This window comes from Phenylobacterium composti DSM 19425 (assembly GCF_059568645.1).
On the sequence record NZ_JCANTT010000011.1, the window covers coordinates 184,821 to 211,696 of the forward strand.

Below are 26,876 nucleotides of genomic sequence, written 5' to 3' on the forward strand. Positions count from 1 at the left end.
CCGGCCACGCTATTTCTGACAAACGGGGCAATAGAAGGTCGAACGTCCGGCCTGCACCTGCCGATGGATGACGCCATGGCAGCCCGTGTTGGGGCAGGGGCGGCCCTCCCGGTCGTAGACCCGGAAGCTGTGCTGGAAGTAGCCCAGGGCGCCGTCCGCCTGGGCGTAGTCGCGCAAGGTGGAGCCGCCCGCCCGGATCGCCTCGGCCAGCACGTCGCGGATCGCCTCCACCAACGGCCCGAGCTTCGTCGCCGGAATCTTCCCCGCCGGCTTGAAGGGCGAAATCCGCGCCCGGTGCAGGGCTTCGCAGACGTAGATGTTGCCGAGCCCGGCCACGATCCGCTGGTCGAGCAGCAGGGTCTTGGGTCCCTGTTTGCGCCCCTTGAAGGCGGCCTTCAGTCGGGCGGCGTCGAAGGCCTCCGAGAGCGGTTCAGGCCCCAGGGCCGCAAACCAGGGATGCAGCTCCAGGGTCGCCGTGTTGACCAGGGCCATGTAGCCGAACCGGCGCGGGTCGTAATAGGTGACCCGGACGCCCTCGTCGGTCTCGAACACCACATGGGCGTGCTTGGGGTCCGGGGCGGGGGCGTAATGGAAATCCCCGGGGCGGGCCGCCCCGCCTCCTGAGCCGTCCGGGCGGGAGATTTCGAAGCGGCCGCTCATGCCGAGGTGCATGACCAGGGTGTCCTCGCGGTCGAGGCGGGCCATCAGGTACTTGGCCCGGCGCTCCAGCCGCACCACCGTGGCGCCGGTCAGCACCTGGACGAAGTTGCCCGGGAACGGGAAGCGCAGGTCTGGCCGCCGCGCCTCCACCCGCACCAGGCGGCGGCCTTCCAGCACGGGGGCGAGGCCTCCGCGCACCGTCTCGACTTCGGGCAATTCGGGCATGGCCGCTGGCTTGGCACGGCATCGCTGGCGCGTCGAGGGCTGAGCCGCTAAGACCGCCGCCATGACCGGACCCACCGCCACCTTCGGCTTCCGCGACGTGGACGCCCGCGAAAAGGCAGGCCTGGTGCGCGGCGTCTTCGATCGCGTCGCCCGCCGCTACGACCTGATGAACGACCTGATGAGCGCGGGGGTGCACCGGCTCTGGAAGGACGCTGTGGCGGCCAGGCTCAATCCGCAGCCGGGGGAGGTGATCCTCGATGTGGCCGGCGGCACCGGCGACATGGCCCGACGGTTCGCCCGGATGGCGCGGCGGGTGCAGGAGCGGCGCGGGGGCGAGGACGCCAAGATCTTCGTCATCGACTACAACGCCGAAATGATCATGGCCGGCCGCGAGCGCGGCTTCGAGCCCGAGATCGCCTGGGCCGTGGGCGACGCCCAGCGCCTGCCTGTGCCCAACGCCAGCGCCGACGCCTATGTGATCAGTTTCGGCATCCGCAACGTCACCGACATCCCGGCCGCCCTGCGCGAGGCCCGGCGGGTGCTGAAGCCCGGCGGCCGGTTCCTGTGCCTGGAATTCTCGCACCCGGTGACCGAGCCCCTGCGCAAGGCCTATGACGCCTATTCCTTCAAGGTGATCCCCGAGATCGGCGCCTGGGTGGCGAAGGACCGGGACAGCTACCAATACCTGGTGGAAAGCATCCGCCGCTTCCCTGACCAGAAGACCTTCGCGGCCATGATCCGCGAGGCCGGCTTCTCGCAGGTGGGCTACACCAATTTCACGGCGGGCGTGGCCGCGCTCCACACCGGCCGGGCGATCTGAGGCATGGCGGGTCCAGGCGCTTTCCTGCGGCTGGTCGGGGCCGGCTGGACCCTCGTCCGCAACGACGCCCTGCTGCCGCGCGAACTGGACGGCCTCTATTCGTCCGGCGTGCGGACCGTGGCGCGGATGTTGCGGCTGTTCTGCGGGCCCCAGGCGCGGCAGGGCCGCCCCGGGGAGCGGCTGGCGCGTTCGCTGGAGCGGCTGGGCCCGGTGGCCATCAAACTCGGCCAGCTGCTGTCCACCCGCGCCGACATTTTCGGCCGGCAGTTCGCCGAGGACCTTTCCAGGCTGAAGGACCGGTTGCCGCCGTTCCCCACAGCGGTGGCCCGGGCCGAGGTGGAGCATGCCCTCGGGCGGCCGGTGGAGGCCCTGTTCGCCAGCTTCGGCGAGCCGGTGGCCGCGGCCTCCCTCGCCCAGGCGCATGAGGGCGTGCTCCTGGACGGGCGGCGGGTGGCGGTGAAGGTGCTGCGCCCGGCCATCGCCCGGCGGGTGGCCGAGGACTCCGCCGTTCTGGACCTGGCGGCCCGGCTCATCGACCGCTGGGTGAAGCCCGCCCGGCGGCTGGAGCCCAGGGGCTTCGCCGCCACGGTCATCCGCGCCACCGAGCTGGAGCTGGACCTGCGCCTGGAGGCGGCGGGCGCCGACGAACTCGGCGAGGTGATGGCCAAGGACGGCTACATGGCCGCGCCCAAGGTGGTCTGGGAGGGCGTCGGCAAGCGCGTCCTGACCATGGAATGGGCCAAGGGCCGGCCGCTGTCGGACGAGGACGTGCTCGCCGACCCGGCCCTCGACCGCAAGGCCCTGGCCGACAACCTGATCCGCGCCTTCCTGGCCCAGGCCCTGGACCATGGCGTCTTCCACGCCGACCTGCACGAGGGGAACCTGTTCGTGGCCGCCCCGGCGCAGATCACCGCGGTGGACTTCGGCATCATCGGCCGGCTGGGCGCGCCCGAGCGGCGGTACTTGGCCGAAATCCTCTGGGGCTTCCTGAACCGGGACTACGAGCAGATCGCCCGGGTGCATTTCGAGGCGGGCTATGTGCCGGCGGTGCACAGCGTCTCGGCCTTCGCCCAGGCGCTGCGGGCGGTGGGCGAGCCGATCTTCGGCCGGGCCGCCGCTGAGGTGCCCATGAGCCGGGTGCTGACCCAGCTGTTCGAGATCACCGCCCTCTTCGACATGCGCCTGCGGCCTGAGCTGGTGCTGCTGCAGAAGACGATGATGACGGTGGAAGGCGTGGCCCGCCGCATCGACCCCGACCACGACATCTGGGCCGCCTCCGACCCGGTGGTCCGTCGCTGGATCGCCCGGGAGCTGTCGCCGGCCACCCGCGTCCGGCGTTTCGCCGCCGAGGCCGAGACCGCGGTCCGCAACCTCGCGCGCCTGGCCCAGACGCAGCCGGCCCCGACCGCCGTGGTGGTGGAGCCGCCGCGGGAGGACGCCCACCCGCTGTTCTGGTTCGCCCTGGGCGCTGTGGTCTCGGGCGCGGCCTTCCTGGCCGGCCTGGTCCTGGGCTAGCGGGGTCCCGGCTTCAGGCGTCCTCGTCCGCGTCCGCCCGGCTGGCCTGACGGGTCTGGCTCCGGCGCGTCTCGCGGGCCTTCACCTCTTCCCAATAGGCGGCGCCGTCATCCGGCTTGAACATGGTCCGCGGCGCCCCGTCCTTGGTGGCGATGGCGAAGATGTTGCCCTTGGGATCGTAGAAGAGCGTGTCGCCGTTGGGCCGGGACAGGGTGAGCGTGCCCCGGGGCGGTCGCGAGACGAAGGCGTGGGCCTTCCGCACAAACGCCTCACGGGTCTCGGCGCCGAAGTCGGCCCCGTTGCGCTCGAACGCGCGCTGGGCGTTGGCCTCGGCGGAATAGCGCCGCGTGGCCGACCACATAGGTCGCCCATCCACCAGCGCCACCGGATCGTTGCGATGATCGACCTGCGCCTGACCGCGGTCTGCGGCCGTCGGCGCCCCGGTCGTCTCCTGCGGCGCCGCCATCTGGCTTCCGGCCGCCTGCGGGGTCACCGCCGAAGGGCCGTTGTCGCATGCGGAAAGCGCCAAGGCGGCGGCGCCGGCCGCCAGCGCGAGCTTCACCCGAACCATCCCGTCCTCTCCCTCAAAGCCGAGCTGGAACGAATTGAGAACATAGCTATGAGGGTTTGTCGAGTCCTAGTTGCGCCGCCCTCGGGCTTCGCGTGCGGGGTGTAGCCGCCCCCGCATCGGCGGTTTGTCGCAGGCGGCGCCTTGCCCTACATGGAGGCCCTCTTTCGCGAAGGGGCGGCGAAGCCTTGGACGAGAAGCGGATCCTCCTGATCGTCGGCGGCGGTATCGCCGCCTACAAATCCCTCGAACTTGTCCGGCTGCTTCGGAAGGCAGGGATCGGCGTGCGGCCGATCCTGACCCAGGCTGGGGCCCAGTTCGTAACGCCGCTGTCCCTGTCGGCCCTGGCTGAGGACAAGGTCTATTCCGAACTGTTCTCCCTGACCGACGAGGCCGAGATGGGCCACATCCAGCTGTCGCGCTCGGCCGACCTGGTGGTGGTGGCGCCGGCCACGGCCGACCTGATGGCCAAGGCCGCGCACGGCCTGGCCGGCGACCTCGCCTCCACGACGCTCCTGGCCACGGACAAGCCGGTGCTGATGGCCCCGGCCATGAACGTGCGGATGTGGGAACATCCCGCCACCCGGCGGAACGTCGCCACCCTGAAGGCCGACGGGGTGCTGTTCGTGGGCCCTGACGAGGGCGCCATGGCCTGCGGCGAATATGGCCCGGGCCGCATGGCCGAGCCCGAGGCGATCTTCCAGGCGATCCAGGACGCCCTGGCCGGGACGGCGGCGCGGCCGCTGGCGGGCCGGCGCGCCATCGTCACCGCCGGCCCCACCGCCGAGCCCATCGACCCGGTGCGGGTGCTCACCAACCGCAGCTCGGGCAAGCAGGGCTACGCCATCGCCCGCGCCCTGGCCGACCTGGGCGCGGAAGTGACCCTGGTCAGCGGGCCGGTCGCCCTGCCGGCGCCGGCGGGGGTGTCCCGCGTGGAGGTGGAGACCGCCCGCGAGATGCTGGCGGCCTGTGAGGCGGCGCTTCCGGCCGATATCGCCGTCTGCGTGGCGGCTGTGGCGGACTGGCGGCCGGAAACCGTCGGCGCGGGCAAGATCAAGAAGGGGCCGGGCGGGCCGCCCGCCATCACCCTGGTGGAGAACCCGGACATCCTGGCGAGCCTCAGCCGCTCACCCCAGCGGCCCGGCCTCGTGGTCGGCTTCGCCGCCGAGACCGACGACGTCGAGGCCCATGCCAGGGCCAAGCTCGAGCGCAAGGGGTGCGACTGGATCGTCGCCAACGACGTAGCCGTTGAGGGGACCATGGGCGGCGACCTCAACGCCGTGGCCATAGTCTCGAAGGCCGGAATCGAGCGATGGGAACGGGCGCCCAAGGCCGAGGTGGCCCGGAGGCTCGCCGCCCGCATCGCTGACCACGTTTCCCAGGACCCTCGCCCGTGACCGCCCCGACCGTCCCGATCCTGCGCCTGCCCCACGCCGAAGGCCTGCCTCTGCCGGCCTATGAGACCTCCCAGGCGGCGGGCATGGACCTGCGCGCTGCGGTGGTGGACGGCGAGACCCTGACCCTGAAGCCCGGCGCGCGCCAGGCGGTGCCCACCGGCTTTGCCTTCGCCCTTCCGGCTGGCTACGAAGCCCAGGTGCGGCCGCGCTCGGGCCTGGCCCTGAAGTCGGGGATCACCTGCCTGAACTCGCCGGGCACGATCGACGCCGACTATCGCGGCGAGGTGAAGGTGATCCTGGCCAACCTCGGCGAGGAGGACTTCCACATCCGTCGCGGCGACCGCATCGCCCAGCTGGTGATCGCCCCGGTGGTCCGGGCGACCTGGACCGAGGTCGAGACCCTGGACGAGACCGCCCGGGGCGCCGGCGGCTTCGGCTCCACCGGCAGCAAGTAGCGGCCTGCAGATCGCCTAGAGCGTCGGCGGCTTGATGGGGCGTTCGTGTCGGACGAGGGCCGCCTTGAGGAGCTCCACCGCCGACACCCGCCGGGCGCCCAGGGCCTGGGCCATGGCCGTGGCGTCGAGGTCGAGCAGGTCGGCCACGCCCTAGCCGTCCTTCATCCCGAGGACGTCCTGCATGTCGTATTCGCCGGGTGGACGACCGAAGACCCAGCGGGCGGCGGCCAGCGCCCCGCGCGCGAACAGGCTGCGGTCCCGGGCCGAATGGGAAAGGGTCAGGATCTCGTCCTCGGCGGCGAAGATCACGCTGTGCTCGCCGACGATGCCGCCGCCGCGGATGGCGGCGAAGCCGATCTGTCCCGTGGGCCGCTCGCCGGTGATGCCCTCGCGGCTGCGCCGGCCGACCTCGCCGAGGGCGACGCCCCGGCCCTCGGCGGCGGCGGCGCCCAGCATCAGGGCCGCGCCCGAGGGGGCGTCCACCTTGCGCCGGTGATGGGCTTCGACGACCTCGATGTCCCAGGCCTCGGCCGGCAGGGCCTTGGCCGCCCGGGCCACGAGGCCCATCAGCATGTTGAGGCCCAGGGAGAAGTTGCCCGCCCGCACCAGCGGGACCGCCCTGGCCGCTTCGGCGATGGTCGCCAGCTGGGCGTCATCGAAGCCGGTGGAGCCGATCACCAGGGCTTTGCCCGCGGCGGCCACCTTGGGCGCCAGCTCCGCGGAAGCGGCGGCAATGGTGAAGTCGATCACCACGTCGGCGGCGGCGATGGCCTCGTCCGCTGAAACCAGGCCCTCGCCCGTGGCGCCCGGCCGGTCGAAGCGGCCGACGAGTTCGAAGCCCGGGTCCCCGTCCAGGGTCTGGGCCACGACCTGTCCCATGCGCCCCAGGGCGCCGGCGATGGCGATCTTGATGACGTCGGCCACGAGCCCTCCGCGAAATTTCGCCGGACACTCACGCGAGCCGGGGCGCGGGGTCAAGCGCCCGCCCGGACAGGAGCGGGCGCGAGAAAGGCGGCCGCGTCGCTGCGGCCGCCTTCCCGTCGTCCCTCTGGCGCGAGGGCTACTTCTTCAGCATCTGCTGGATCTCGGCCTGGGTGGCGTTGATCGTCGCCGAGCCGCCAGACACTCCGAGGTTCGCCGCGTCCACGGCGAAGGTCTCGGCGCCCATGCGGATGGTGGCCATGGTCTTGCCGCCGTCCGACTTGACGTCGGCGATCTGGCCGATGCTGGCGCCGGTGCTGTCCTTGACGGTCATGCCGGCGGTGACGCTGGCGTTGGCGCCGGCGCTCGGGGCGTCAGGCGCAGTAGCGGGCAGGCCCCCTGCGTCGGTTCCCGTAGTCGCGCCGGTGGTCGCGCCCGCGGAGCCGGTCACGGAATCAGCCGGCGGCGGCTGGTCGGCCGGCGAGGTCTCCGACGACGTGGTCTGGGAGAACGCCGGCACGGCGAAGCTAAGCGCGGCGACCGCCGCGGCGGCGGAAAGGACTTGTCTCATTAGGCATGTTCCCTACACGCCCCCGCACCCCTGCAGGAACGAAACTGCCGAGCCCCGTCCGGGTTCCCTCGGGACGCCAAATTTCTTCAGGGCATGATTTGCCGCGGCCCATTCTTCCCCTAGGGAAGGTTGTTTGTAGCGTGGCTGGTCTATAGGTTGCCCGCCTTTCCTGTAGCCGCGCCCAACCGAGGGGTCCCGACGCGCGCATGAGCGACGCCGAAAAACGCACCTTCACCGATGAGGAAGCGCTGAGCTTCCACCGCCTGCCCCGTCCCGGGAAAATCGGCATCGCCGCCACCAAGCCGATGACGACGCAGCGAGACCTCTCGCTCGCCTATTCGCCGGGCGTGGCGGTTCCCGTGCTGAAGATCGCCGAGGACCCCGAGGCGGCCTACGATTACACCTCCAAGGGCAACCTGGTGGCGGTGGTGTCCAACGGGACGGCGATCCTGGGCCTCGGAGACCTGGGCGCCCTGGCGTCCAAGCCGGTCATGGAAGGCAAGGGCGTTCTCTTCAAGCGCTTCGCCGACGTGGACGCTATCGACGTCGAGATCTCGGCCACCGATCCCGACGAGATCATCACCGTCGTCAAGAACATCGGCATCACCTACGGCGGCATCAACCTCGAGGACATCAAGAGCCCCGAGTGCTTCCGGATCGAGAGCGAGCTCCAGGAGCTCCTCGACATCCCGGTGTTCCACGACGACCAGCACGGCACGGCGATCATCACCGCGGCCGGCCTGATCAACGCCTGTCACATCACCGGCCGCGACCTGAAGACGGTCAAGGTGGTCCTCAACGGACCCGGCGCGGCGGGGATCGCGACGCTCGAGCTGATCAAGGCCATGGGCGTGCCGCACGAGAACGTCATCGCCGTCGACCGCAAGGGCGTTCTGTACCGCGGCCGCACCGACGACATGAACCAGTGGAAGTCCGCCCACGCGGTGGACACTGACAAGCGGACCCTGGCGGACGCCCTCGAGGGCGCGGACGTGTTCATCGGCCTGTCGGCCAAGGGCGCGCTCTCGGGCGACCTCGTGAAGAAGATGGCGCCCAAGCCGATCATCTTCGCCATGGCCAACCCCGATCCGGAGATCACCCCGGAGGAGGTGCACGCCGTGCGCCCCGACGCCATCGTCGCCACGGGCCGCAGCGACTACCCGAACCAGGTGAACAACGTCCTGGGCTTCCCCTACATCTTCCGCGGCGCCCTCGACGTGCGCGCGCGGCGGGTGAACATGGAGATGAAGATCGCCTGCGCCAACGCCCTGGCGCAGCTCGCCCGCGAGGACGTGCCGGACGAGGTGGCCGCCGCCTATCACGGCGCGACCCTGAAGTTCGGGCCCGAGTACATCATCCCCACTCCGTTCGATCCGCGGCTGATCTGGTACATCCCGCCGTTCGTGGCCCAGGCGGCCATGGACACGGGCGTGGCCCGCCGACCGATCGAGGACATGGACGCCTACCGGGCCTCGCTCGCCCAGCGTCTCGATCCCACCGCCGCCTTCCTGCAGAAGCTGCAGGGCGCGGTGCTGGCCGGCCCGCGGAAGAAGATCGTCTTCGCCGAGGGCGAGGAGCCCAGCGTCATCCGCGCCGCCTACGCCTTCCAGACCAGCGGCCTGGGCGAGGCGATCCTGGTGGGCCGCGAGGAGCTGGTGCACGAGAACATGCGCCTGGCGGGCATCGACCCGGCCGAGGCCAATCTCTCGATCATCAACGCCCGCCTTTCGCACTGGAACGCCGAGTTCACCGAGAGCCTCTACAAGCGCCTGCAGCGAGAGGGCTACCTGCGCCGCGACGTGCAGCGCCTGATCAACCAGGACCGCAACGCCTTCGCCGCCTCGATGGTGGCCCATGGCCACGCGGACGGCATGGTCACGGGCGTGACGCGCGCCTACGATCAGGTGCTGGAAGAGGTGCTGCGGGTGATCGACCCGGCGCCTGACGGCCGGGTGATCGGCATGAGCCTCGTGCTCACCAAGGGCCGGACGCTGTTCATCGCCGACACCAACGTCACCGAGATGCCGGACTCCGAGGATCTCGTGGAGATCGCCATCGAGGCGGCCCGGGCGGTGAAGACCCTGGGCTATACGCCGCGGGTGGCCTTCATGAGCTACTCGACCTTCGGCAATCCGATGGGCGAGCGCCAGGAGAAGGTCCGCCAGGCTGTGGCCATGCTCGACGAGATGGACGGCATCGACTTCGAATACGAAGGCGAGATGACGCCCGAGCTGGCCCTGGATCCCGAGCGGCGCGGCAACTACCCGTTCATGCGCCTGTCGGGCCCGGCCAATGTGCTGATCATGCCGGCCATCCACTCGGCGGCGATCTCCACCCAGCTCCTGAAGTCGCTGGGCGGCGCCACGGTGATTGGGCCGATCCTCCTCGGCCTGTCGAAGTCGGTGCAGATTTGCCCGCTGTCGGCCTCGGTGTCGCGGATCCTGCAGCAGGCCACTCTCTGCGCCTACGACCGCCCGCTGGCGGAGGTGGAGTCCTGATGGTCGTGGCGTCGCGCCTGAGCATCTGAGGGACCGCGCGCCCACGGGGAGCGGGCGGTCCGCCGCCCGTCCCCGATAGGAGCGTCCCGATGACCTGGCCCAGTCGCACCCTTGGCATCGACTTCGGCACCACCAACACCGTCCTCGCCCTGGCCGGGGACACCGGTCCGGCCGAACTGGTGAAGTTCCCTGCGACGGAAGGCGAGCTGTTCGCCTTCCGCTCGTGCCTTTCGTTCTACGCTCCGCCCGAACAGCCTTCGGAGCGGCAGGTCACGGCGGGTCCCTGGGCCATCGAGGCCTATGTGGAGGACCCGGCCGAGACCCGGTTCATTCAGAGCTTCAAGAGTTTCGCCGCTCAGGCGAGCTTCACCGAGACCCAGATCCTCGGCCGACGCTATCGCTTCGAGGACCTGCTCTCCACCTTCCTGCTGAGGCTGCGCGACTATGCCGGCGCGCGCCTGGAACAGATGCCTGAACGGGTGATCGTGGGCCGGCCTGTCAGTTTCGTGGGCGCCCATCCCGACGAAGCCCTGGCGCTCTCCCGCTACGAGACCGCCTTCCGCCGCCTGGGCGTGGAGGAGGTGCTCTACGCCTATGAGCCGGTGGGCGCGGCCTTCTTCTTCGCCCGGGAGCTCGACCATGACGCCACGGTCCTGGTGGGCGATTTCGGGGGCGGCACCTCGGACTTCTCGATCATCCGCTTCGAGCGCCGGGCGGGCGAACTGGCGGCCACGCCCCTGGGCCGCGCCGGCGTCGGCGTGGCGGGCGACGCCTTCGACTACCGGATCATCGACCGCCTGGTTTCGCCCGAGCTCGGCAAGGGTTCCAGCTACACCTCCATGGGCAAGGTGCTGCCGGTGCCGAACCGCTGGTACTCCACCTTCGCCCGCTGGGATCAGCTGGCCCTGATGCGGGCGAGCCGGGAGATGCGCGACATCCGCAAGCTGGCCCGCGATGCGGTGGAGCCCGAGAAGATCGAGCGGCTGATCGAGGTCCTCGACGAGAACCACGGCTATCGCCTCTACCGTTCGGTCTCGCGGCTGAAGGAAGCCCTGTCCTTCGAGGACCGGGCCGAGTTCCGGTTCCAGGCCGGCTCCATCGACATCGGCGCCGAGGTGGCGCGTGGCGAGTTCGAGGCCTGGATCGCGCCGGAGCTCGGCCTGATCGAGCGCGCGGTGGACGAGGCCCTGGGCGCCGCCGGCCTGGAGACGGGCGCCATCGACCGGGTGTTCCTGACCGGCGGCTCGTCCCTGGTGCCCGCGGTGCGCGACATCTTCCACCGCCGGTTCCCGCGCGAGCGGATCGAGACCGGGGCGGAGCTGGAATCCATCGCCGCCGGGCTGTCGCTGATGGGCCGCGAACCCGACCTCTCCGGCTGGACCATGCGGTCCGCCTAGAGGTCCGGGCGTTATTTCATCTTTCTCAGGGTCGGGCTTTCCAGGTCGAGCTCGGCGGCCGGGGTGACCTCAAGGGTCGGCAGGCGCGCCTTGAGGCCCTCGGCGAAGGCCTTGGCGTCGCCGGCGACGATGACGCTGGCTTGGGCCGGGTCGAGGACCCGCCGGGCGAAGTCCTGCACCTGGGCGGCGTCCACCGCCTCCACCTTGCGGGTGTAGAGGCTCACCTCGTCCAGCGGGATGTCGTAGAGCGCCAGGTTCCCGAGAATGTCGGCCAGGCCGCCTGACGTAGCCAGCTGTCGGCCGAAGCCTCCCACCAGCACCGACTTGCGGGCCTTCAGCTCATCGGCCGAGGCGGGCTCGGCGGCGAGCCTAGTCATCTCGGCCTTGATCAGGTCGAGGACCTCCGGGGCGGACTCGTTCTTGGTCTGGGCGCTGGCCCGGAACGAGCCGGTGGTGCGCGCCGTGGAGAGGCTGGCGCGGGCGCCATAGGACAGGCCCCGCTTGATGCGGATCTCCTGGTTCAGCCGCGCGGAATAGCCCCCGCCGAGGACGGTCGAGGCGACGATGCCCGGATAGTAGTCGGGGTCGGTGCGTGGGATCGCCGGCTTGACCACGTTCACCGAAGCCTGGCCCGTGCCGGGCAGGTCAATGACCACCGCCCGGGGTCTGGCCGACGGGGCGATGCGCGGCTGGGCCGGGAGCGGGGCGTCCGGCTTCCGCCAGTCGCCGAAGGCCTGTTCCGCCAGGGCGAAGCCCTGCTCTGGAGTGATGTCGCCGGTGAGCACCAGGACGGCGTTGTCCGGCCGGTAGTAGGTGCGGTGGATGGCCGCCAGGGCCTCGGGCGTCAGGCGGGTCAGGGACTGCGGCGAGCCCTGGGACGGATGGCCGAAGGGCGTGCCGCCGAAGATCACCGGCGAGGTGGCGAGGGCGGCGAGGCTGCCCGGCTGCTGATAGGCCACCTGCAGGCCGTCGAGGGCCTGCTGGCGCTGGCGCTCCAGTTCCTCGGCGGCGAAGGCGGGGTTCTTCGCCACGTCGGCCATGATGGCCAGGGCCGCCGGCGCCTTGTCGGGCATGACGCTGAGGGTCACCGAGGAGACCTCCAGGCTGGCGCCGGAGGACAGGGTCGCGCCCAGGGCTTCGGTCTGGCTGGCGATCTCCTGCGCCGAGCGGGTCTTCGTGCCCTCGGTGAGCATGTTGGCGGTCATGGCCGCCGCGCCGGCCAAGCCCTGAGGATCGGCCCAGGCGCCCGTCTTCACGGTGAGGTCGGCGGTGATCAGCGGCAGGTCCGACGAGCGCGCGACGATCACCCGCAGCCCGTTGGCCAGGGTCCGCTCGGCCGGCGCCGGCAGGGTCGGCTGCAACGGCTCGCCGATGGGCGGCGGCTTCACACGCTCGGCCTCCGGCGCAAGGCTCAGGACCGGCCCGTCATACTTCGCCACGGTCTTCGGCGGCGGGGGCTTCGGGGCATCGACCCGCCCGGCCGGCCGTTCGCTTTCGGCCCGGTAGCGGATGGTCATGCGCCGGTCCTCGGCGAGGTACTTGCGGGCCACCCGCTGGACGTCCTCGGCCGTCACGGCCTGGAGGGCGGCGAGCTCCGTGTTGGCCTGGGCGGCGTCGCCGGTAAGCATCAGGGCCTGGCCGAGGGCGAAGGCCCGCCCGTCGATGGTCTCGCGCTGGCGCAGGCGGCCGGCCACCAGTTCGTTCTTGGCCTCGGCCAGCTCGGCGGCGCTGGGCGGCGCGTCCCGCAGGCGCTTCACCTCGGCCAGCAGGGCGGCCTCGCCCTCTTCGATCCCGTGGCCGCTGGCCATCACCGCGGCCACCACGAACAGGCCGGGGTCCTGGGGCAGGTCGGCGCTGGACATGGCCTCGATGGCCAGCTGCTTCTCATAGACGAGGCTGTTGTAGAGCCGAGACGACTTGCCCGCCGACAGGATGGCGTCGAGCACGGTGAGGGCCGCCGCATCCGGGTGGGCCGCCTCCACCGCCTGCCAGGTGATGGCCACGGCCGGCAGCGGGACGTTGGGGCCGTAGCCCTCGAAGACGCCGGCCTCGGTGCGCGGCGGCTCCTTGACGGCGACCCGCGGCATCGGCGTCTCAGGCCGTTTCAGCACGCCGAAGTAGCGGTCGATCCAGGCGTCGAGCTGGGTCTGATCGAAGTTGCCCACGACGATCAGGGCCGCATTGTCCGGCCGGTACCAGGTCTGGTGGAAGGCCCGGACGTCGTCGATGGTGGCGGCGTCCAGCTCTTCGATGTTGCCGATCCCCGGGCGGCGGTACGGATGCACCTTGTAGCTGGCCTCGGGGATGTAGAGCCCGAACAAGCGCCCGTAGGGTTGGGACAGGTAGTTCTGGCGGAACTCCTCCTTCACCACGTCCCGCTCCGACCGGAAGGTCTCCTCGTCGACCACCAGGGCGGACAGCCGCTCGGCCTCGACCCATAGCAGGCGCTCCAGGTGATTGGCCGGCACCACCTCGTAGTAGTTGGTGAAATCGTCCCAGGTGGAGGCGTTGTTGAAGCCGCCCACGTCCTCGGTCATCCGGTCGATGGTCTCGGCCGGCAGGTTGCGGGTGGCCTTGAACATCATGTGCTCGAAGAGGTGGGCGAAGCCCGAGCGTCCCTGGGGATCGTCCTTGGAGCCGACGCCGTACCAGACCTGAACCGTGACGTTGGGCGTCGCCTTGTCGAGCGAGGTGAAGACCTTCAGTCCGTTGGCCAGGGTCCGCTGCTGGAAAACGATCGGCGGCGCCTCGGCGGCGGCCGCGGTCGGCGCGGCCTGGGCCAGGGCGGCGGGCGCCAGGGCCGAGGTGGCCAGCAGCAGGCCCAGTCCGGCGGCGCGGAAGGTCCGGAGAGCGGGGCGGACGGTGCGGATCATGGATGGTCCCGGTTGGGGATGATGGTCCTCAACACCTAGCACTCCCGCGCCAGGGGGGAAGCTTAAGAGATGGTCACGCCCTAAGGGCGGCGGCCTGTCAGGTCTGTTTGTTATACGCGACGCGATAACGGGGTTCTGTTTTGCGTGCGGGGGAGTACGCTTTGTCTCCGCGAGGGCGCGAGCGGGCGTCCTGGCCGGCGGGCGTCTGCCCGCGGGGCGGAGGCAGACATGTACGACTGGAACGACCTGAAGGCCTTCCTCGCGGTGGCCCGGGGCGGCTCCACCCTGGCGGCCGCCCGGGCCCTGGGCGTTAACCAGACCACGGTCGCGCGCCGCATCGAGAGCCTGGAGACAGCCCTGGGCCTCAAGCTCTTCGAGCGCGGCCAGACGGGCAGCCGTCTCACGGAGTGCGGCCAGGACCTCCTCGCCGAGGCCGAGCGCGTGGAGCAGGCCGCCCTCCGCTTCGGCAATCGAGCGGCGGGGCGCCGCCGGGGCTTGGCGGGCGTGATCCGCGTCACCGCCACCGAGATGATGGCCAACCTCATGCTGATGCCGGGAATCGTCGAATTCCGGCAGCGGCATCCGGAGATCCAGACCGACCTCATCATCACCGATCGCCCCCTGGACCTGGAGGCCGGCGAGGCGGATGTGGCGATCCGATCGGCCGCGGCCCTGGCGATCTCGGACCTCGTGGCCCGCAAGCTGGGCGACCACGACTTCGCGCTCTACTGCAGCCGGGACTACGCCGCGCGGAAGGGCTTGCCCACGCCCGAGACGCTCGAGGACCACGACCTGCTCGGCGGCGAACTGGAGATGGCCGACGGCCCCGGGATGGCCTGGATGTTCAGCCTGGCCGGCGGGAAGGCGCCCGTGAGCCGCTCCAACACCATGACCAACCTGCTGCACGCCATAAGGGCCGGGCTCGGCGTCGGGCCCATGGCCTGCCAGGCGGCCGACCTGGAGCCCGACCTCATCCGCTGCTCGCCGATCATCGAGGAGGCGCGCGCCTCGTCCTGGATCGTGACCCGCCGGGAGCTGAAGGACACGCCTCGGGTGCGCGCCTTCATCGACTTCTTCGTGCCCTATCTGCAGGAAATGGGGCGCGTCCGGGCGGAACGGGCCCGCCGCCTTCGCCGCCTGGGAGAACCGGCCAACGACGGCCTTCCCGTGGGCCTGGATGAGGCGGCGCCTTAAGGGGTCTCGTCCTCGAAAGCGTCGCCCCAGTCCAGGCGACGCGCCCGGGCATGAGCCGCCTTGTCACGCCGGGCCACGAAGCGGGTCTCAAGGCCGCCCGGGGCGCACAGCCGAAGCTCTATGCCCGGCTTGCCGACCCTGGGCGGGGCCAGGACGCGCGCGGACCGCGGGGCGACGGCCACATGCGGGCGCGCCGCGATGAGGTAGCTGAACTTCTCGTCCTCGAACGGAACCTCGGCTCTCTTGGCCAGACGATGGTCGCGCGAGCGTGGCAGGCGGACACGGAAATGGCACCAGTCCTCGCCGACCAGCGGGCAGGCGTCGTGGTGCGGGCAGGGCGCCAGGATCGTCGCCCTCTCGCCGATCAGGGCCTCGCGGGCGGCGAGGATGCGGCCGTACCCGGCGGGCGTGCCGGGCTCCACCAGCACCAGCAGGCCTTCGCAGGCGGCCCAAAGGCGACGGACGAGGGGCGCCTGATCGGCGGGGGCGATCTCGGCCAGGGCGTAGCTCGCCATCACCAGGTCGCCCCGAGGCAGGTCCGCCGCGGCGGTGAGGTCTGCGCGCTGGGCGGCGGCGGCCTTCAGGGGCGCCGGACCCTCGGCGCCCAGGCGCGCGGCCAGGGCCAGGAACGGGGCGCTGGCGTCCACCCAGGCGACAGAGGTCAGGCTTGGAAAGGCTTCGAGCGCCGCCCAGCTGCCGCCGCCCGGGCCGCAGCCGGCGTCCAACAGCCGGGCAGGGCCGAAGTCGGGCGCCATCCGGCCGGCTTCGGCGAAGACCGCGGCGCAGGCGGCGTAGGTCGCCGGCAGCCGGGCCAGGGCGTAGGCCAGGGCGTCCTCGGCCGAGCGGATGGCCGTGGAGGAGCCCCCGCCGGAGCGGTAGGTGGCGGTGGTCGCAGCCGCGCGCTCGGCGAGCCCCTTGCGGGACACGCCGTCCAGCTCGCGCGCGATGGCGGCCTTCAGCGCTGGCGGCAGGTCGGGCGACAGCTTAGGCGCGGCTCATGAGGATCTCGTCGACCACGGCCGGGTCGGCCAGGCCGGTCAGGTCGCCGGGCGGCTGGCCTTCGGCGATCCGTTGCAGGATCGGCCGCACGACCTCGCCCGCCGGCGTGCGCGGCAGGGCGCCGAGATGGATCAGCCCCGGGACCACCCCCTCGCCCAGCTCGCGCCGGAGGATGGCGCGGATGTCGGCCTTCAGGATGTCGCTGGGCTGGAAGCCCGGCTCCAGGGCCAGGAACAGCGCCAGGCCCGCCTTGCCGGCGTCCACCGCCACAGCCTCGGCCACCGGCGCGTTCTTGATCAGCAGCGCCTCGATCTCGGCGGCAGGGACCACCTTGCCGTTCAGATAGAGGATGTCGGCCTGGGTGCGGGCGGCGCGGTTCTTGACGAGGTCGTCCACCACGGTCGGGTCGGCCAGGGTGGAGGTGTCGCCGAGGTTGCCGAGGTCGTCCTCGGCGATCTTGCGCAGGATGCGCCGCATGATCTTGCCTGAGCGGGTCTTGGGCAGGCCCGGGGCGAACTGGATCACGTCGGGGGCGGCGAAGGGGCCGATCTCGCGCCGGACGAAGCCGCGCAGGTCGGCCTGCAGCGCCTCGGTCGGCTCGATCCCGACCTTCAGGGTCACGAAGCAGTAGATGCCCTGACCCTTGATGTCGTGGGGGTAGCCGACCACCGCCGCCTCGGCGACGGCCTCGTGCTCGACGAGGGCGCTCTCGATCTCGGCGGTGCCCAGGCGGTGGCCCGAGACATTGATGACGTCGTCCACCCGGCCGGTGATCCAGTAGTAGCCGTCCTCGTCCCGCCGGGCGCCGTCGCCGGTGAAGTACTTGCCGGGGTAGGTGGTGAAGTAGGTGTCGATGTAGCGCTGGTGGTCGCCGTAGACCGTGCGCATCTGCCCCGGCCAGCTGTCGATCAGGCACAGGTTGCCCGAGACGGCGCCCTCAAGCGGCTTGCCGTCGGCGTCCACGAGCTGCGGCTTGATGCCCGGCAAGGGCTTGGTGCAGGAGCCCGGCTTCAGCGACGTCGCGCCCGGCAGCGGGCTCATCAGGCAGGCGCCCGTCTCGGTCTGCCACCAGGTGTCGACGATGGGGCAGCGCCCTTCGCCCACGACCCGGTGGTACCAGAGCCAGGCCTCGGGATTGATCGGCTCGCCCACCGTGCCCAGCAGCCGGATCGACTGGCGGGAGGTGCGTCGCACGGGCTCTTCGCCTTCGCGCATCAGGGCGCGGATGGCGGTGGGGGCGGTATAGAAAATCTCGACCTTGTGCTTGTCGCAGACTTCCCAGAAGCGCGACGAGGTCGGGAAGTTCGGCACGCCCTCGAAGATCAGGGTGGTGGCCGCATTGGCCAGCGGGCCATAGACGACGTAGCTGTGGCCGGTCACCCAGCCCACGTCGGCGGTGCACCAGAAGACCTCGCCAGGCCGGTAGTCGAAGACGATCTCGTGGGTGTAGCTGGCCCAGGCGAGATAGCCGCCGGTGGTGTGCAGCACGCCCTTGGGCTTACCCGTGGAGCCCGAGGTGTAGAGAATGAACAGCGGATCCTCGGCGTTCATCGGCTCGGGATCGCAGGTGTCGGGGACCGTCTTCTTCAGGTCGGCGAACCAGGCGTCGCGGCCCTCCGTCATGGGGACCTCGGCGGGGGTGCGGCGCACGACGATCACGTCCGTGACCCCCGGGCAGGACTTCAGCGCCTCGTCCACATTGGCCTTGAGCGGAACGACCTTGCCGCCCCGCAGCCCCTCGTTGGCGGTGATGACGATCTTCGAGTCGCAGTCCTGAATGCGTCCGGCCAGGCTGTCGGGCGAGAACCCGCCGAACACCACGGAATGGACCGCGCCGATCCGGGCGCAGGCCAGCATGGCCGCCGCGGCGGCGGGGATCATCGGCAGGTAGATGGTGACCCGGTCGCCCTTCTTGACGCCCTTCGACTTCAGGACGTTGGCCCAGCGGCAGACCTCGGCCAGGAGCTGCCTGTAGGTCAGGGCGTCATAGGCGCTGCCGTCGTCGTTCTCCCAGATCACCGCGATCTGGTCGCCACGCTCGGCGATATGTCGGTCCAGGCAGTTGACCGAGACGTTCAGGACGCCGTCTGCGTACCACCTGATGCGGAAGTCGTCCTTGTCGAAGGAGACGTCCTTCACCTGGGTGAAGGGGACCATCCAGTCCAGTCGGCGGCCGATGTCGCCCCAGAAGCCCTCGGGATCCTCCTCGGCTCTACGGCAGGCGGCCTCATAGGCGGCGGCGTCCAGATGCGCCCGCTGCGCCCACGCCTCCGGGACCGGGAAAATCTCGCCATCCGACATGCGCGATGCTCCTCCAACTGTGGCCGAAGCGCACGAGTAGGCTCTGCGCCGACGACGCGCAACATCGGTCGCCGTCGCAGGTTATGGCTCCGCTTGCGGGGACTCGGCGCCATCGGCATTTTCCGCGCCATGCTTCGGATGGGTGCGGTCGTGGCGCTGTCGGCGCTGGGTTTGGTCCTGGGCGGCTGCGAGGGCCGGGCCAGGTCCGAGGCGGCGGCCAGCGCCGAGCGCCTGCTCAAGGCCGTGGAGACCGGCGACCGGGTGGCCTTCGAGGCCGAGATCGACCGCGAGGCCGTGCGCGAGGATGTGCGCCGGCAGATGGTGGAATGGGCCCGGGAGCGCGGCCTGGAGGTGGACGGCGGGCCCTCGGAGTTCGCCCTGGACCGCATGATCTCGCCTGAGGCGCTGCATGTGGTGCGGGCTGGCGACGCGGCGCCGATCCGGGAACGGCTGAAGATCCAGGACGGCAAGGTGTGCCTGCCGGCCGACGACGGCTCCGGCCGCTGCCTGCTCACCTTCGGCAAGAGCGACAAGCGCTGGCGGCTGGTGGGCATGCAGGCCATGGGCGTGACCGTGCAGGTGGCGGACGCCGGCGACTAGCAAACCGCGCCGCGAAGGCGCATCTGCGGTCCGGAGTCTTTTGTCGGGCCGAGGAGCCGAACCGATGCTGCTGCACCTGTCCACCTGGGCCGAGGTCGAGGCGTTCCTTGAGCGCTCGAAAACGGTGGTGATCCCCATCGGGTCGAACGAGCAGCATGGCCCCACCGGCCTGCTCGGCACCGACTGGCTGTGCCCCGAGATCATCGCCCACGAGGCCCAGAAGCAGGGGGACATCCTTGTGGCGCCGACCTTCAACATCGGCATGGCCCAGCACCATCTGGACTTCCCGGGCACCATCGCCTTGCGGCCGTCCACCTTCATGCTGGCCATCGGCGACTGGTGCCGCAGCCTCGCCCATGCGGGCTTCGAAAAGCTCTATTTCCTGAACGGTCACGGCGGGAACGTGGCCACCATCGAGGCGGCCTTCTCCGAGCTCTACGCCGAGGCCAGCTACGCCGGCCGCAAGCGCGGCTTCGCCTGCAAGCTGAAGAACTGGTGGGACCTTGCGGGCGTCACCGCCCTGGCCAACCGCCAGTTCCCCACCGGCCACGGCAGCCACGCCACGCCGTCCGAGATCGCCGTGACCCAGTGGGCCTATCCGCAGGCGATCAAGTCCGCCAACTACGCGCCGCAGATCGCCCCCACCGGCCCGATCCGCGAGGCCAGCGACTTCCGCGCCCGTTACGCCGACGGCCGCATGGGCTCCGATCCGGGCCAGGCGACGCCCGAGAAAGGCGGCGAACTGGTGCGAACCGCCGCCGCCGCCCTGCTGGAGGACGTGGCCGCCTTCGACGCCGAACAAGGCCCGGCGCAGCTCGGCTGAAGGCGCGCTCTCGAAACCGGAGCTTTCGCCGGTTTCAGGCCGTGAACACCTCGCCGCCGCGCACCTCCACCGGCCATTCTGACAAGCGCTCGCCCAGGCAGGGGCCGGCGACGCATCGCCCCTCCAGGCTGAAGAGGGCCCCATGGCCGGCGCAGAGGATGTGGCGGGCGTCCCGGGTCAGATAGCGGTCGGGCAGGGCCGACAGGGGCCAGCCGGCGTGGGGGCAGGAATCCACGAAGCCGCGCACTGTCCCGCCCTCACGCAGCACGAAGCCGGCGAACAGGCGCGAGCCCTCCCGGAAGCGGAAGCCGCGCGTGCCGGGATCGTCGAGATCGGCGAGGGCGCAAAGGCGTGCGCCCGCTGGCGGGCGGGCCGGATTGCCCGGCTCAGACCTGTCCAATGAGGGCCTTGAAGTGGCGCAGCGTCACCGACCCGAACAGGCCGGCCTGGGTGTAGGGATCGGCGGCGTGGAAGGCTTCCGCGGCGGCCTTGTCCGGTACGTCTAGGATGAAAAACGACCCGGCCATCTGCTCGGCGTCGTCCAGGACCGGCCCGGCCACACGCACCTTCTCGGCATGCTCGCGCACATAGGCCAGGTGCCGCTCACGGGTGGCCAGCCGCAGCTCCAGGGAGTCGGGCTTGTCGAGGCACATGAGGGCGAAGAGCGGCATGGGCGTTCAGTCCTGTTCGTCCTTGAGCGGCCTGGACAGCAGGCCGCGGATGGCGGTGTCCACGTCGACCTCGCCGGCCAGGATGGCGGCGGTGGCTTCGCAGATGGGGGTTTCCACGCCGAGCTTGCGGGCGAGCTCGCGCACGGCCGGCGCCGAGGCTACGCCTTCGGCCACCGACAGCTTGCCGGCCAGGGCCTGTTCCAGGGTCTGGCCCGCGCCGAGGGCGAGGCCGACGCTCATGTTGCGCGACTGCGGGCTCGAGCAGGTGAGGACCAGGTCGCCCAGGCCGCAGAGCCCGGCCACGGTTTCCGCCTGGCCGCCGAGGCCCACGGCGATCCGGGTCAGTTCCGCGAAGCCTCGGGTGATCAGGGCCGCGTGAGCCGAGCGGCCCAGGCCCCGGCCCTCGACGATGCCGCAGGCGATGGCCAGCACGTTCTTCACGGCGCCGCCGGCCTCGGCGCCGATCATGTCGTCGGCGAAGTAGGGCCGGAAGGTCGGGGTGGCGATGGCCTGACCCAGGGCTTCGGTTAAGGCGTCGTCGGGGCAGGCGAGGGTGACGGCGCTGGGCAGGCCGCGGGCCACCTCGCCGGCGAAGCTTGGGCCGGAGAGCACCGCCGGGCGCGCCTGCGGCAGGGTCTCGGCCAGGACGTCGGTCATCAGCTTCAGCGAGCCCTGCTCGACCCCCTTGGAGCAGAGCACCACCGGCAGGCCGGGGCGCACGTGGGGCGCGAAGGCGGTCAGGGTGGCGCGCATGTGCTGGGCGGGCGGGACCGCCAGGATGAAGTCGGCGTCCGCCAGTTCGGCGAGGTCGCTCGTGGCGCGCACAGCCGGATCCAGGGGCGCGCCCGGCAGGAAGGCGACGTTCTCGTGGCGGGCGTTCACCGCCTCCACCACCTCGGCCTCGCGGGCCCACAGCGTCACCGCGCGACCTGCGCGGGCGCAGACCTGGGCGAGCGCCGTCCCCCAGGCGCCGCCGCCGATCACCCCTGCGTGCTTCATGCCTTGGCGCCCTTTCGTCCGGGAACATGGGTGGGACTGGCGGCGGCGGCGGCCTCGTCCAGGGGCCAGCGGGGTCGGGCCACCGAGTCCAGCGGATCGGTCAGGCCCAGGGCCAGGCGCTCGGCGCCCGCCAGGGCGATCATGGCGGCGTTGTCGGTGCAATAGGCCAGGGGCGGGGCGTGGAAGCTGAAGCCCCGGGCCTCGGCCGTCTCGGTGAGCCTGGCCCGAACGGCGGCGTTGGCGGCCACCCCGCCGGCCACCACGAAGCGCAGGTCGCGGCCTTCGCGCTCCCCGGCATAGGCCTTCATGGCGCGGTCGGTGCGTTCGGCCAGCTGTGCGGCGATGGCGGCCTGCACCGTGGCGGCCAGGTCCCGCCGCTCCTCGTCAGTGGTCAGGCCCTCGGCGATGCGCGCGGCGGCGGTCTTCAGGCCCGAGAAGGAGAAGTCGCAGTCCTTCCGGCCCAGCAGCATCCGCGGAAGGGTGTAGCGGGTCGGATCGCCGCCCTTGGCCAGCTTTTCCAGGGCCGGGCCGCCGGGATAGGGCAGGCCCAGGGTCTTGGCGATCTTGTCGAAGGCTTCGCCGGCCGCGTCGTCGATGGTGGAGCCCAGGCGGCGGCAGGCCCCGACCCCGGCGACCTCGAGCAGCTGGCAGTGGCCGCCGGAGACCAGCAGCAGCAGGAAGGGATACGGAATGTCGGCGCCCAGCCGCGCCGAGACCGCGTGGCCTTCCAGGTGATTCACCGCCACGAGCGGCAGGCCCCGGGCCAGGGCCACGGCCTTGCCGAACGACAGGCCGACCATCACCCCGCCCACAAGGCCTGGGCCCGCCGTGGCCGCCACGCCGCTGAGGTGGGCATAGTCCACGCCCGCCTCGCCCATCGCCTGGGCGGCGATGGCGTCGATGCCCTCCACATGGGCCCGGGCGGCGATCTCGGGCACCACGCCGCCGAACGGGGCATGGGCGGCGATCTGGCTGCCGACCACCGAGGACAGCACCTCAGCGCGGCCGTCGGCCAGACGCACCACGGCCGCGGCGGTCTCGTCGCAGCTCGTCTCCAGGCCAAGTACGGTGAGTGTGCGGGTCATCCGGTTGCCGGGGGCGGCCCGCTCCTGTAGCGAGGCGCTTCCAATTCAAGGTTCGGAGGTAGACTGCCCACCGTGTCCACGCAACCTGCGGCCGGCCCCATCCGCATCGGGGCGCGCGGCTCCAAGCTGAGCCTGGCGCAGAGCGGAACGATCCAGCGCCGGATCGCGGCCGCCCTGGGAGTGGATCCTCAGGATCAGGCCGAGGTCGACCGGGTCGCGCCTCTGGTGGTCATCACCACCACGGGCGACCGGGTGCAGGACCGGCGGCTGCTAGAGATCGGCGGCAAGGGGCTGTTCACCAAGGAGATCGAGGAAGCCCTCCTGGAGGGGCGCATCGACTGCGCCGTCCACTCGATGAAGGACGTGCCGGCGGTGCTTCCCGAGGGGCTGTGCATCGGCGCGATCCCGCCGCGCGAGGATCCCCGCGACGCCTTCCTCTCCCGGGGGCCGCAACGGCTGGAGGACCTGTCCGAGGGCGCGATCCTCGGCACCGCCAGCCTGCGCCGCCAAGCCCAGAGCCTCCATCGCCGCCCGGACCTAAAAGTCCAGCTGCTCCGCGGCAACGTGGACACCCGCCTCGCCAAGCTGGCCGCCGGCGAGGCCGACGCAATCCTCCTGGCCTACGCCGGCCTGCGCCGCCTGGGCCTCGGCCATCTGCCCAGCAGCCTGCTCGACCCCAAGGAGGCGCCGCCGGCCCCCGGCCAGGGCGCCCTGGCCATCGAGACCCGGGTCGCCGACAAGGACCTGCCCTGGGTGCGGGCGCTGCGCTGCGAGACCACCACTCTCACCGTCGCCGCCGAGCGCGGGGCCCTGGTGGCTCTGGAAGCCTCGTGCAAGACGCCCATCGGCGCCCACGCTTGGCTGGAGGGCGGGACGTGCAAGCTGATCGTCGAGGCCCTGACGCCCGATGGCGCCCGGCGCTTCCGCCATACGGGCGAGGCCGAGCTCTCGCAGCTGGCCGACCCCGAGGCCTCGGCCCATGCCCTGGGCGTCTCCCTGGGCGAGGCGATCAAGGCCGAGGCTGGCGACGCCATCTCGCTCTGACGGGCGCGGCGTCTGTTCGGGGCGTCGCTTTCAGGTCACGCGCGGCGGCCTTGTGTGACCGGTCAACGCACCGGGATTGCACCCGCCCGCGTCAGGCTTAACGTCGTTCGCAAAGACGAAAGGGTTCGGGGCGACAAGGGAGCATGGCCGGCCGTCGGCAGAGGATCTGGATCACCCGCGCCCAGCCCGGCGCGGACGCCACCGCCGAGCGCGTGCGCGCGCTGGGCCATGAGGCGTTGGTGGCGCCCCTGCTGGCCGTCCGCGTCCTGCCCGACGTGGAGATCGACCTGACCGGCGTGGCCGCCCTGGCCTTCACCTCGGCCAACGGCGTGCGGGCCTTCGCCGACGCCTGCCCAGAGCGGTCGCTGCGGGTCTTCGCCGTGGGGGCGGCCACGGCCCAGGCGGCCCGGCAGGCCGGGTTCCGCTCCGTGCTTTCCGCGGACGGCGACGTGGAGGCCCTGGCGGAGGGCATCGGCATCCGCCGCGCCGAACTGAAGGGCGCCGTGCTGCACCCGGGCGCCGCCGAGCCCGCGGGCGACCTGGCGGGATCGCTGCAGAAGCACGGGATCGAGGCCCGGCGGCTGGTCCTGTACGAGACCGCCCCGGTGAAGCTGTCGGCCGAGGAGGCCGAGCGGCTGGCCTCGGCGGACGTGGCGCTCCTCCATTCGCCCCGGGCGGCCCAGGTGATGGCCAAGGTGCTGAAGGCCCATCCGGCGCCACACCTGCGGGCGCTTGGCCTGTCCAAGGCCGTGATCAAGCCGCTGCAGCGCACGCCCCTGGCCGCCAGGGCCTATCCGCCGTTCCCGCTGGAGGCGGCGCTGCTCAATCTCATCGACCGCCAGCCATGAGCGTCAGTCCAGATCCCGTCACGGCCCCCGGCGTGCCCAGCGATCCCGCCGCCTATCGGCGCCGGCCCTTCGGCCTGGGGCTCTGGACCCTGCTGGCCCTTTGCCTGCTCTGCGTGCTGGCCGGCGCAGGCGTCGCGCGGCTCCTGCCGCGTTTCCTGCCCGACGAGCCGGCGCCGCCGCGGGCCGCGCCCGCCACCCCTGAGCCGGCGGTCCCGCTCGTGACCGCTCAGGCCGAGCCGTTCGACGCCGACGAAGCCGAAATCCAGCGCCTGCAGGCCCGCATCGCCGCCCTGGAGAGCCAGGGCGCCCGCACCACTGAGGCGGCCGCCGCCGCGGTGGCGGCGGCTGCTCTGATCGAGGCCAGCCAGACCTCGCGCCCGTTCGCCGCCGAACTCGCCGCCCTGCGCCGGCTCGCCCCCGACCTGCCCGAACTGGCGGCGCTGTCGCGGGTGGCCGCCGAGGGCGCGCCCACCCGCGCGGCTCTCGCCGCCCAGTTTCCGGCCTATGCCGCCCGCGCCGCCAGCGCCGCCCGCCTTCCCGGGCCCGACGCCAAGCTGGAACAGCGGGTGATCTACGCCTTTTCGCGGATGGTCAGCGTGCGCCGCGTCAGCCGCACCGAGGGCGACAGTCCCGATGCGCGCCTGGCCCGGGCCGAGGCCGCGCTCGAGGAGGGCGACGTGCCCGCCGCCCTCAAGGCCCTGGACGGCCTGCCTGAGGCTGTGCAGGAGAGCCTGGCCGCGTGGCGGGCCGAGGCCGAGCGCCGGGCCGAGATCGACCGCGCCGCCGCCCGGCTCAAGACCCGGGCCCTGCGCGACCTGCGCGCCGCCGGCGCCGTCCTGGAAGTCGCGGCATGATCCGGGCGGCGATCGTTTTCTTCCTGGTGGCGGCGGTGGCCGTCTCAGTCCTCGCCTTCACCGGCGAGCCGGGCCGGGCCAGTGTCGAATGGCTGGGCTGGCGGGCGGACACCACGGCCGCGGCGGGGCTCCTGCTGGCGTTGCTGGTCAGCCTGGTGGCGGCGGTGCTCTGGCGCACCGTCCTGTGGATCCTTGACGCCCCCAGCCGGGCCGAGCAGGCGCGGGCGGAGGCCCGGCGGCGGCAGGCGGTGGACGTGCTCACCCGCGGCTTCCTGGCGGCGGCCGGGGGCGACGGCTCCGAGGCCCGGCGCCTGGCCCGCAAGGCCGCCGAACTGGCGACCGACGCGCCCGGCCTCGTCCGGGTGCTCGCCGCCCAGGCTGCGGAGGCCGCCGGGGACCTGGACGAGGCCCGGGCGGCCTATACCGCCATGCTGGGCTTCCCCGAGATGCGCCTGGCCGGCCACAAGGGCCTGATGCAGCTCGCCGCCGCCCAGGGGCTGCGGGAGACGGCCCTGCGCCACGCCCAGGAGGCCTATGGCGAGACGCGCACCGCCCGCTGGGCCTGGCGCACCCTGCTCGAGTCCCGCCTGGACGTGGGCGACTGGGCCGGCGCCCTCGAGCTGGTGAAGAGCGCCCTAGAGCGGCGGATCGTCCCGCCGGTGGTGGCCGAGCGGGCCCGGGCCGCCCTGCTCGCCGCCTCGGCGGCCCAGCTGGAGCATGCGCCCGATCCCAAGGCCCGAAGCCTGGCCCTCGACCATGCGGTGGAGGCCGCCAAGCTGCAGCCCGGATTCGCGCCTGGGGTGGTCATGGCCGCCCGCCTGCTGGCCGCCGAGGGCAAGATCGGCCGCGCCGCCGCCACGGTGGAGACCGCCTGGCGGACCGCGCCGCACCCGGCCCTGTGGCTCGCCTATCGCGACCTGCGCACCGACGAGACCCCACGCGAGCGCGCTCAGCGGCTGTCGGAACTGGCGGCGGTCAATCCCGCACACCGCGAGAGCCTGATCCTACATGTGGAGCGGGCCCTGATCGCCGGTGATCCCGTCGCCGCCCGGGAAGCCGCCCAGGCGCTGGAGGGCGAGCCGCCCACCGCCCGCATCTGCGGCCTGATGGCGCGGGCCGCCTACGCCGCAGGCAGCCCGGACGAGGCCCGGGTGTGGCTCGCCCGCGGCGTGAGCGCTCCGCACGAGCCCGACTGGTCCGACCTCGACCCCGAGGGGCGGGCCTTCGCCTATCACGCCAAGGACTGGGGCCGGCTGGTGATGAGCTACGCCGAGACGGGCGAGCTCATCCACCCGCGCCACGAGCGTTCGGAACAGACCCTGCGCGAGCTGCCCGAGCTGCCGCTGGCCTATGAATCCGAGCCCATGCTCACCGAGCCGGTGCTCTATCCGGTGGACGCCGACGACTTCGGCCCCGAGCCGCCGCCGGCCCTGGAAAGCCCGTCGTCGGGCGCCGGCCGACGCGGCGCTGCGCGCCGACGCTTGGCGAACGGCCCGCGAGCCGCTAAATAGCCCCACCTCGCGTGGCCGGGCCCTGCTTCGGAACCGCGAGAGCCCTT

The 26,876-nt window shown here is 71.9% G+C and carries 24 protein-coding genes and 1 pseudogene; 13 read left to right on the forward strand and 12 right to left on the reverse strand.

Annotated features, from left to right (window positions below):
* Nucleotides 1–9: 9 nt before the first annotated feature.
* Nucleotides 10–885 carry a bifunctional DNA-formamidopyrimidine glycosylase/DNA-(apurinic or apyrimidinic site) lyase gene (gene mutM / locus BO64_RS03865; RefSeq protein WP_496401959.1) on the reverse strand — a complete coding sequence of 292 codons (876 nt, stop codon included), beginning with the start codon at nucleotides 883–885 and terminating at the stop codon, nucleotides 10–12.
* A 61-nt stretch (nucleotides 886–946) separates the two neighbouring features.
* Here mutM and BO64_RS03870 point away from each other — a divergent pair, with 61 nt between their 5' ends.
* Nucleotides 947–1,705, forward strand: coding sequence for a class I SAM-dependent methyltransferase (locus tag BO64_RS03870; protein WP_496401960.1), 759 nt, complete (start codon nucleotides 947–949; stop codon nucleotides 1,703–1,705).
* A gap of 3 nt (nucleotides 1,706–1,708) precedes the next feature.
* Nucleotides 1,709–3,220, forward strand: a complete 1,512-nt coding sequence (gene ubiB, locus BO64_RS03875) for a 2-polyprenylphenol 6-hydroxylase (protein ID WP_496401961.1) — start codon at nucleotides 1,709–1,711, stop codon at nucleotides 3,218–3,220.
* A gap of 13 nt (nucleotides 3,221–3,233) precedes the next feature.
* On the opposite strand, the gene BO64_RS03880 is transcribed toward ubiB, so the two are convergent.
* The gene (locus tag BO64_RS03880; RefSeq protein WP_496401962.1) at nucleotides 3,234–3,791 is read right to left on the reverse strand and encodes a hypothetical protein; all 558 of its coding nucleotides are present in this window, start codon (nucleotides 3,789–3,791) and stop codon (nucleotides 3,234–3,236) included.
* 185 nt (nucleotides 3,792–3,976) lie between these two features.
* On the opposite strand from BO64_RS03880, the gene coaBC reads away from it, so the two are divergent.
* Both coaBC and dut read left to right on the forward strand, forming a co-directional pair.
* The gene (gene coaBC, locus BO64_RS03885) at nucleotides 3,977–5,185 is read left to right on the forward strand and encodes a bifunctional phosphopantothenoylcysteine decarboxylase/phosphopantothenate--cysteine ligase CoaBC (RefSeq protein WP_496401963.1); all 1,209 of its coding nucleotides are present in this window, start codon (nucleotides 3,977–3,979) and stop codon (nucleotides 5,183–5,185) included.
* Entirely contained in the window at nucleotides 5,182–5,640 is a 459-nt protein-coding gene (gene dut / locus BO64_RS03890) for a dUTP diphosphatase (protein ID WP_496401964.1), read from the forward strand. Before coaBC ends, dut begins: the two co-directional genes overlap by 4 nt.
* 15 nt (nucleotides 5,641–5,655) lie before the next feature.
* Here dut and BO64_RS03895 read toward each other — a convergent pair whose 3' ends face one another.
* The 3 genes from BO64_RS03895 to BO64_RS03905 all read right to left on the reverse strand — a co-directional run bounded on the left by BO64_RS03895 (nucleotide 5,656) and on the right by BO64_RS03905 (nucleotide 7,132).
* The gene (locus tag BO64_RS03895) at nucleotides 5,656–5,787 is read right to left on the reverse strand and encodes a hypothetical protein (RefSeq protein WP_496401965.1); all 132 of its coding nucleotides are present in this window, start codon (nucleotides 5,785–5,787) and stop codon (nucleotides 5,656–5,658) included.
* A gap of 3 nt (nucleotides 5,788–5,790) precedes the next feature.
* Complete coding sequence (gene dapB / locus BO64_RS03900) at nucleotides 5,791–6,564, reverse strand: 4-hydroxy-tetrahydrodipicolinate reductase (protein WP_496401966.1); 774 nt, start codon at nucleotides 6,562–6,564, stop codon at nucleotides 5,791–5,793.
* 136 nt (nucleotides 6,565–6,700) lie between these two features.
* Complete coding sequence (locus BO64_RS03905) at nucleotides 6,701–7,132, reverse strand: hypothetical protein (RefSeq protein WP_496401967.1); 432 nt, start codon at nucleotides 7,130–7,132, stop codon at nucleotides 6,701–6,703.
* Nucleotides 7,133–7,338: 206 nt separating this feature from the next.
* On the opposite strand from BO64_RS03905, the gene BO64_RS03910 reads away from it, so the two are divergent.
* Nucleotides 7,339–9,630, forward strand: a complete 2,292-nt coding sequence (locus BO64_RS03910; RefSeq protein WP_496401968.1) for an NADP-dependent malic enzyme — start codon at nucleotides 7,339–7,341, stop codon at nucleotides 9,628–9,630.
* Nucleotides 9,631–9,719: 89 nt separating this feature from the next.
* A complete protein-coding gene (locus BO64_RS03915; protein WP_496401969.1) occupies nucleotides 9,720–11,027 on the forward strand; it encodes an Hsp70 family protein in 1,308 nt (435 codons plus the stop codon).
* 11 nt (nucleotides 11,028–11,038) lie between these two features.
* Here BO64_RS03915 and BO64_RS03920 read toward each other — a convergent pair whose 3' ends face one another.
* Complete coding sequence (locus BO64_RS03920) at nucleotides 11,039–13,900, reverse strand: M16 family metallopeptidase (protein ID WP_496401970.1); 2,862 nt, start codon at nucleotides 13,898–13,900, stop codon at nucleotides 11,039–11,041.
* Nucleotides 13,901–14,128: 228 nt separating this feature from the next.
* Between BO64_RS03920 and BO64_RS03925 the strand changes: the two genes are divergently transcribed.
* Entirely contained in the window at nucleotides 14,129–15,094 is a 966-nt protein-coding gene (locus tag BO64_RS03925; protein ID WP_496401971.1) for a LysR family transcriptional regulator, read from the forward strand.
* Here the strand turns inward: BO64_RS03925 and BO64_RS03930 are convergent.
* Nucleotides 15,091–16,020, reverse strand: coding sequence for a small ribosomal subunit Rsm22 family protein (locus BO64_RS03930; RefSeq protein WP_496401972.1), 930 nt, complete (start codon nucleotides 16,018–16,020; stop codon nucleotides 15,091–15,093). The genes BO64_RS03925 and BO64_RS03930 overlap by 4 nt on opposite strands.
* 442 nt (nucleotides 16,021–16,462) lie before the next feature.
* Nucleotides 16,463–18,394 (reverse strand): annotated as a pseudogene (acs, locus tag BO64_RS03935) (acetate--CoA ligase); the annotation flags it as partial.
* Nucleotides 18,395–18,487: 93 nt separating this feature from the next.
* Between acs and BO64_RS03940 the strand changes: the two are divergent.
* Both BO64_RS03940 and BO64_RS03945 read left to right on the forward strand, forming a co-directional pair.
* The gene (locus tag BO64_RS03940) at nucleotides 18,488–18,994 is read left to right on the forward strand and encodes a hypothetical protein (protein ID WP_496401973.1); all 507 of its coding nucleotides are present in this window, start codon (nucleotides 18,488–18,490) and stop codon (nucleotides 18,992–18,994) included.
* A gap of 64 nt (nucleotides 18,995–19,058) precedes the next feature.
* Complete coding sequence (locus BO64_RS03945) at nucleotides 19,059–19,817, forward strand: creatininase family protein (RefSeq protein ID WP_496401974.1); 759 nt, start codon at nucleotides 19,059–19,061, stop codon at nucleotides 19,815–19,817.
* A gap of 34 nt (nucleotides 19,818–19,851) precedes the next feature.
* Here BO64_RS03945 and BO64_RS03950 read toward each other — a convergent pair whose 3' ends face one another.
* The 4 genes from BO64_RS03950 to tsaD are packed head-to-tail and all read right to left on the reverse strand — an operon-like array spanning nucleotide 19,852 to nucleotide 22,572.
* Nucleotides 19,852–20,217, reverse strand: coding sequence for a Rieske (2Fe-2S) protein (locus tag BO64_RS03950; protein ID WP_496401975.1), 366 nt, complete (start codon nucleotides 20,215–20,217; stop codon nucleotides 19,852–19,854).
* Nucleotides 20,204–20,488 carry a YciI family protein gene (locus BO64_RS03955; RefSeq protein WP_496401976.1) on the reverse strand — a complete coding sequence of 95 codons (285 nt, stop codon included), beginning with the start codon at nucleotides 20,486–20,488 and terminating at the stop codon, nucleotides 20,204–20,206. Before BO64_RS03955 ends, BO64_RS03950 begins: the two co-directional genes overlap by 14 nt.
* Before the next feature lie 6 nt (nucleotides 20,489–20,494).
* Entirely contained in the window at nucleotides 20,495–21,487 is a 993-nt protein-coding gene (locus BO64_RS03960; protein WP_496401977.1) for an NAD(P)H-dependent glycerol-3-phosphate dehydrogenase, read from the reverse strand.
* The gene (gene tsaD, locus BO64_RS03965; protein WP_496401978.1) at nucleotides 21,484–22,572 is read right to left on the reverse strand and encodes a tRNA (adenosine(37)-N6)-threonylcarbamoyltransferase complex transferase subunit TsaD; all 1,089 of its coding nucleotides are present in this window, start codon (nucleotides 22,570–22,572) and stop codon (nucleotides 21,484–21,486) included. The genes BO64_RS03960 and tsaD overlap by 4 nt, the downstream gene beginning before the upstream one ends.
* Before the next feature lie 72 nt (nucleotides 22,573–22,644).
* Between tsaD and hemC the strand changes: the two genes are divergently transcribed.
* The 4 genes from hemC to BO64_RS03985 all read left to right on the forward strand — a co-directional run bounded on the left by hemC (nucleotide 22,645) and on the right by BO64_RS03985 (nucleotide 26,829).
* On the forward strand, nucleotides 22,645–23,616 hold the full coding sequence (gene hemC, locus BO64_RS03970; protein ID WP_496401979.1) for a hydroxymethylbilane synthase: 972 nt from the start codon (nucleotides 22,645–22,647) through the stop codon (nucleotides 23,614–23,616).
* Nucleotides 23,617–23,759: 143 nt separating this feature from the next.
* A complete protein-coding gene (locus BO64_RS03975; protein ID WP_496401980.1) occupies nucleotides 23,760–24,464 on the forward strand; it encodes a uroporphyrinogen-III synthase in 705 nt (234 codons plus the stop codon).
* Complete coding sequence (locus BO64_RS03980; protein WP_496401981.1) at nucleotides 24,461–25,318, forward strand: COG4223 family protein; 858 nt, start codon at nucleotides 24,461–24,463, stop codon at nucleotides 25,316–25,318. The genes BO64_RS03975 and BO64_RS03980 overlap by 4 nt, the downstream gene beginning before the upstream one ends.
* On the forward strand, nucleotides 25,315–26,829 hold the full coding sequence (locus tag BO64_RS03985) for a heme biosynthesis protein HemY (RefSeq protein ID WP_496401982.1): 1,515 nt from the start codon (nucleotides 25,315–25,317) through the stop codon (nucleotides 26,827–26,829). The genes BO64_RS03980 and BO64_RS03985 overlap by 4 nt, the downstream gene beginning before the upstream one ends.
* Nucleotides 26,830–26,876: the final 47 nt, after the last annotated feature.

Excerpts from the sequence above, each read along its gene's own strand:
- BO64_RS03945 (WP_496401974.1), top strand. The coding sequence starts at position 19,059 with ATGCTGCTGCACCTGTCCACCTGGGCCGAGGTCGAGGCGTTCCTTGAG.
- BO64_RS03925 (WP_496401971.1), top strand. The coding sequence starts at position 14,129 with ATGTACGACTGGAACGACCTGAAGGCCTTCCTCGCGGTGGCCCGGGGC.
- tsaD (WP_496401978.1), bottom strand. The coding sequence starts at position 22,572 with ATGACCCGCACACTCACCGTACTTGGCCTGGAGACGAGCTGCGACGAG.
- BO64_RS03975 (WP_496401980.1), top strand. The coding sequence starts at position 23,760 with ATGGCCGGCCGTCGGCAGAGGATCTGGATCACCCGCGCCCAGCCCGGC.
- BO64_RS03920 (WP_496401970.1), bottom strand. The coding sequence starts at position 13,900 with ATGATCCGCACCGTCCGCCCCGCTCTCCGGACCTTCCGCGCCGCCGGA.
- BO64_RS03960 (WP_496401977.1), bottom strand. The coding sequence starts at position 21,487 with ATGAAGCACGCAGGGGTGATCGGCGGCGGCGCCTGGGGGACGGCGCTC.
- mutM (WP_496401959.1), bottom strand. The coding sequence starts at position 885 with ATGCCCGAATTGCCCGAAGTCGAGACGGTGCGCGGAGGCCTCGCCCCC.
- BO64_RS03905 (WP_496401967.1), bottom strand. The coding sequence starts at position 7,132 with ATGAGACAAGTCCTTTCCGCCGCCGCGGCGGTCGCCGCGCTTAGCTTC.
- ubiB (WP_496401961.1), top strand. The coding sequence starts at position 1,709 with ATGGCGGGTCCAGGCGCTTTCCTGCGGCTGGTCGGGGCCGGCTGGACC.
- BO64_RS03870 (WP_496401960.1), top strand. The coding sequence starts at position 947 with ATGACCGGACCCACCGCCACCTTCGGCTTCCGCGACGTGGACGCCCGC.
- BO64_RS03955 (WP_496401976.1), bottom strand. The coding sequence starts at position 20,488 with ATGCCGCTCTTCGCCCTCATGTGCCTCGACAAGCCCGACTCCCTGGAG.
- BO64_RS03880 (WP_496401962.1), bottom strand. The coding sequence starts at position 3,791 with ATGGTTCGGGTGAAGCTCGCGCTGGCGGCCGGCGCCGCCGCCTTGGCG.
- BO64_RS03980 (WP_496401981.1), top strand. The coding sequence starts at position 24,461 with ATGAGCGTCAGTCCAGATCCCGTCACGGCCCCCGGCGTGCCCAGCGAT.
- BO64_RS03910 (WP_496401968.1), top strand. The coding sequence starts at position 7,339 with ATGAGCGACGCCGAAAAACGCACCTTCACCGATGAGGAAGCGCTGAGC.
- BO64_RS03915 (WP_496401969.1), top strand. The coding sequence starts at position 9,720 with ATGACCTGGCCCAGTCGCACCCTTGGCATCGACTTCGGCACCACCAAC.
- BO64_RS03985 (WP_496401982.1), top strand. The coding sequence starts at position 25,315 with ATGATCCGGGCGGCGATCGTTTTCTTCCTGGTGGCGGCGGTGGCCGTC.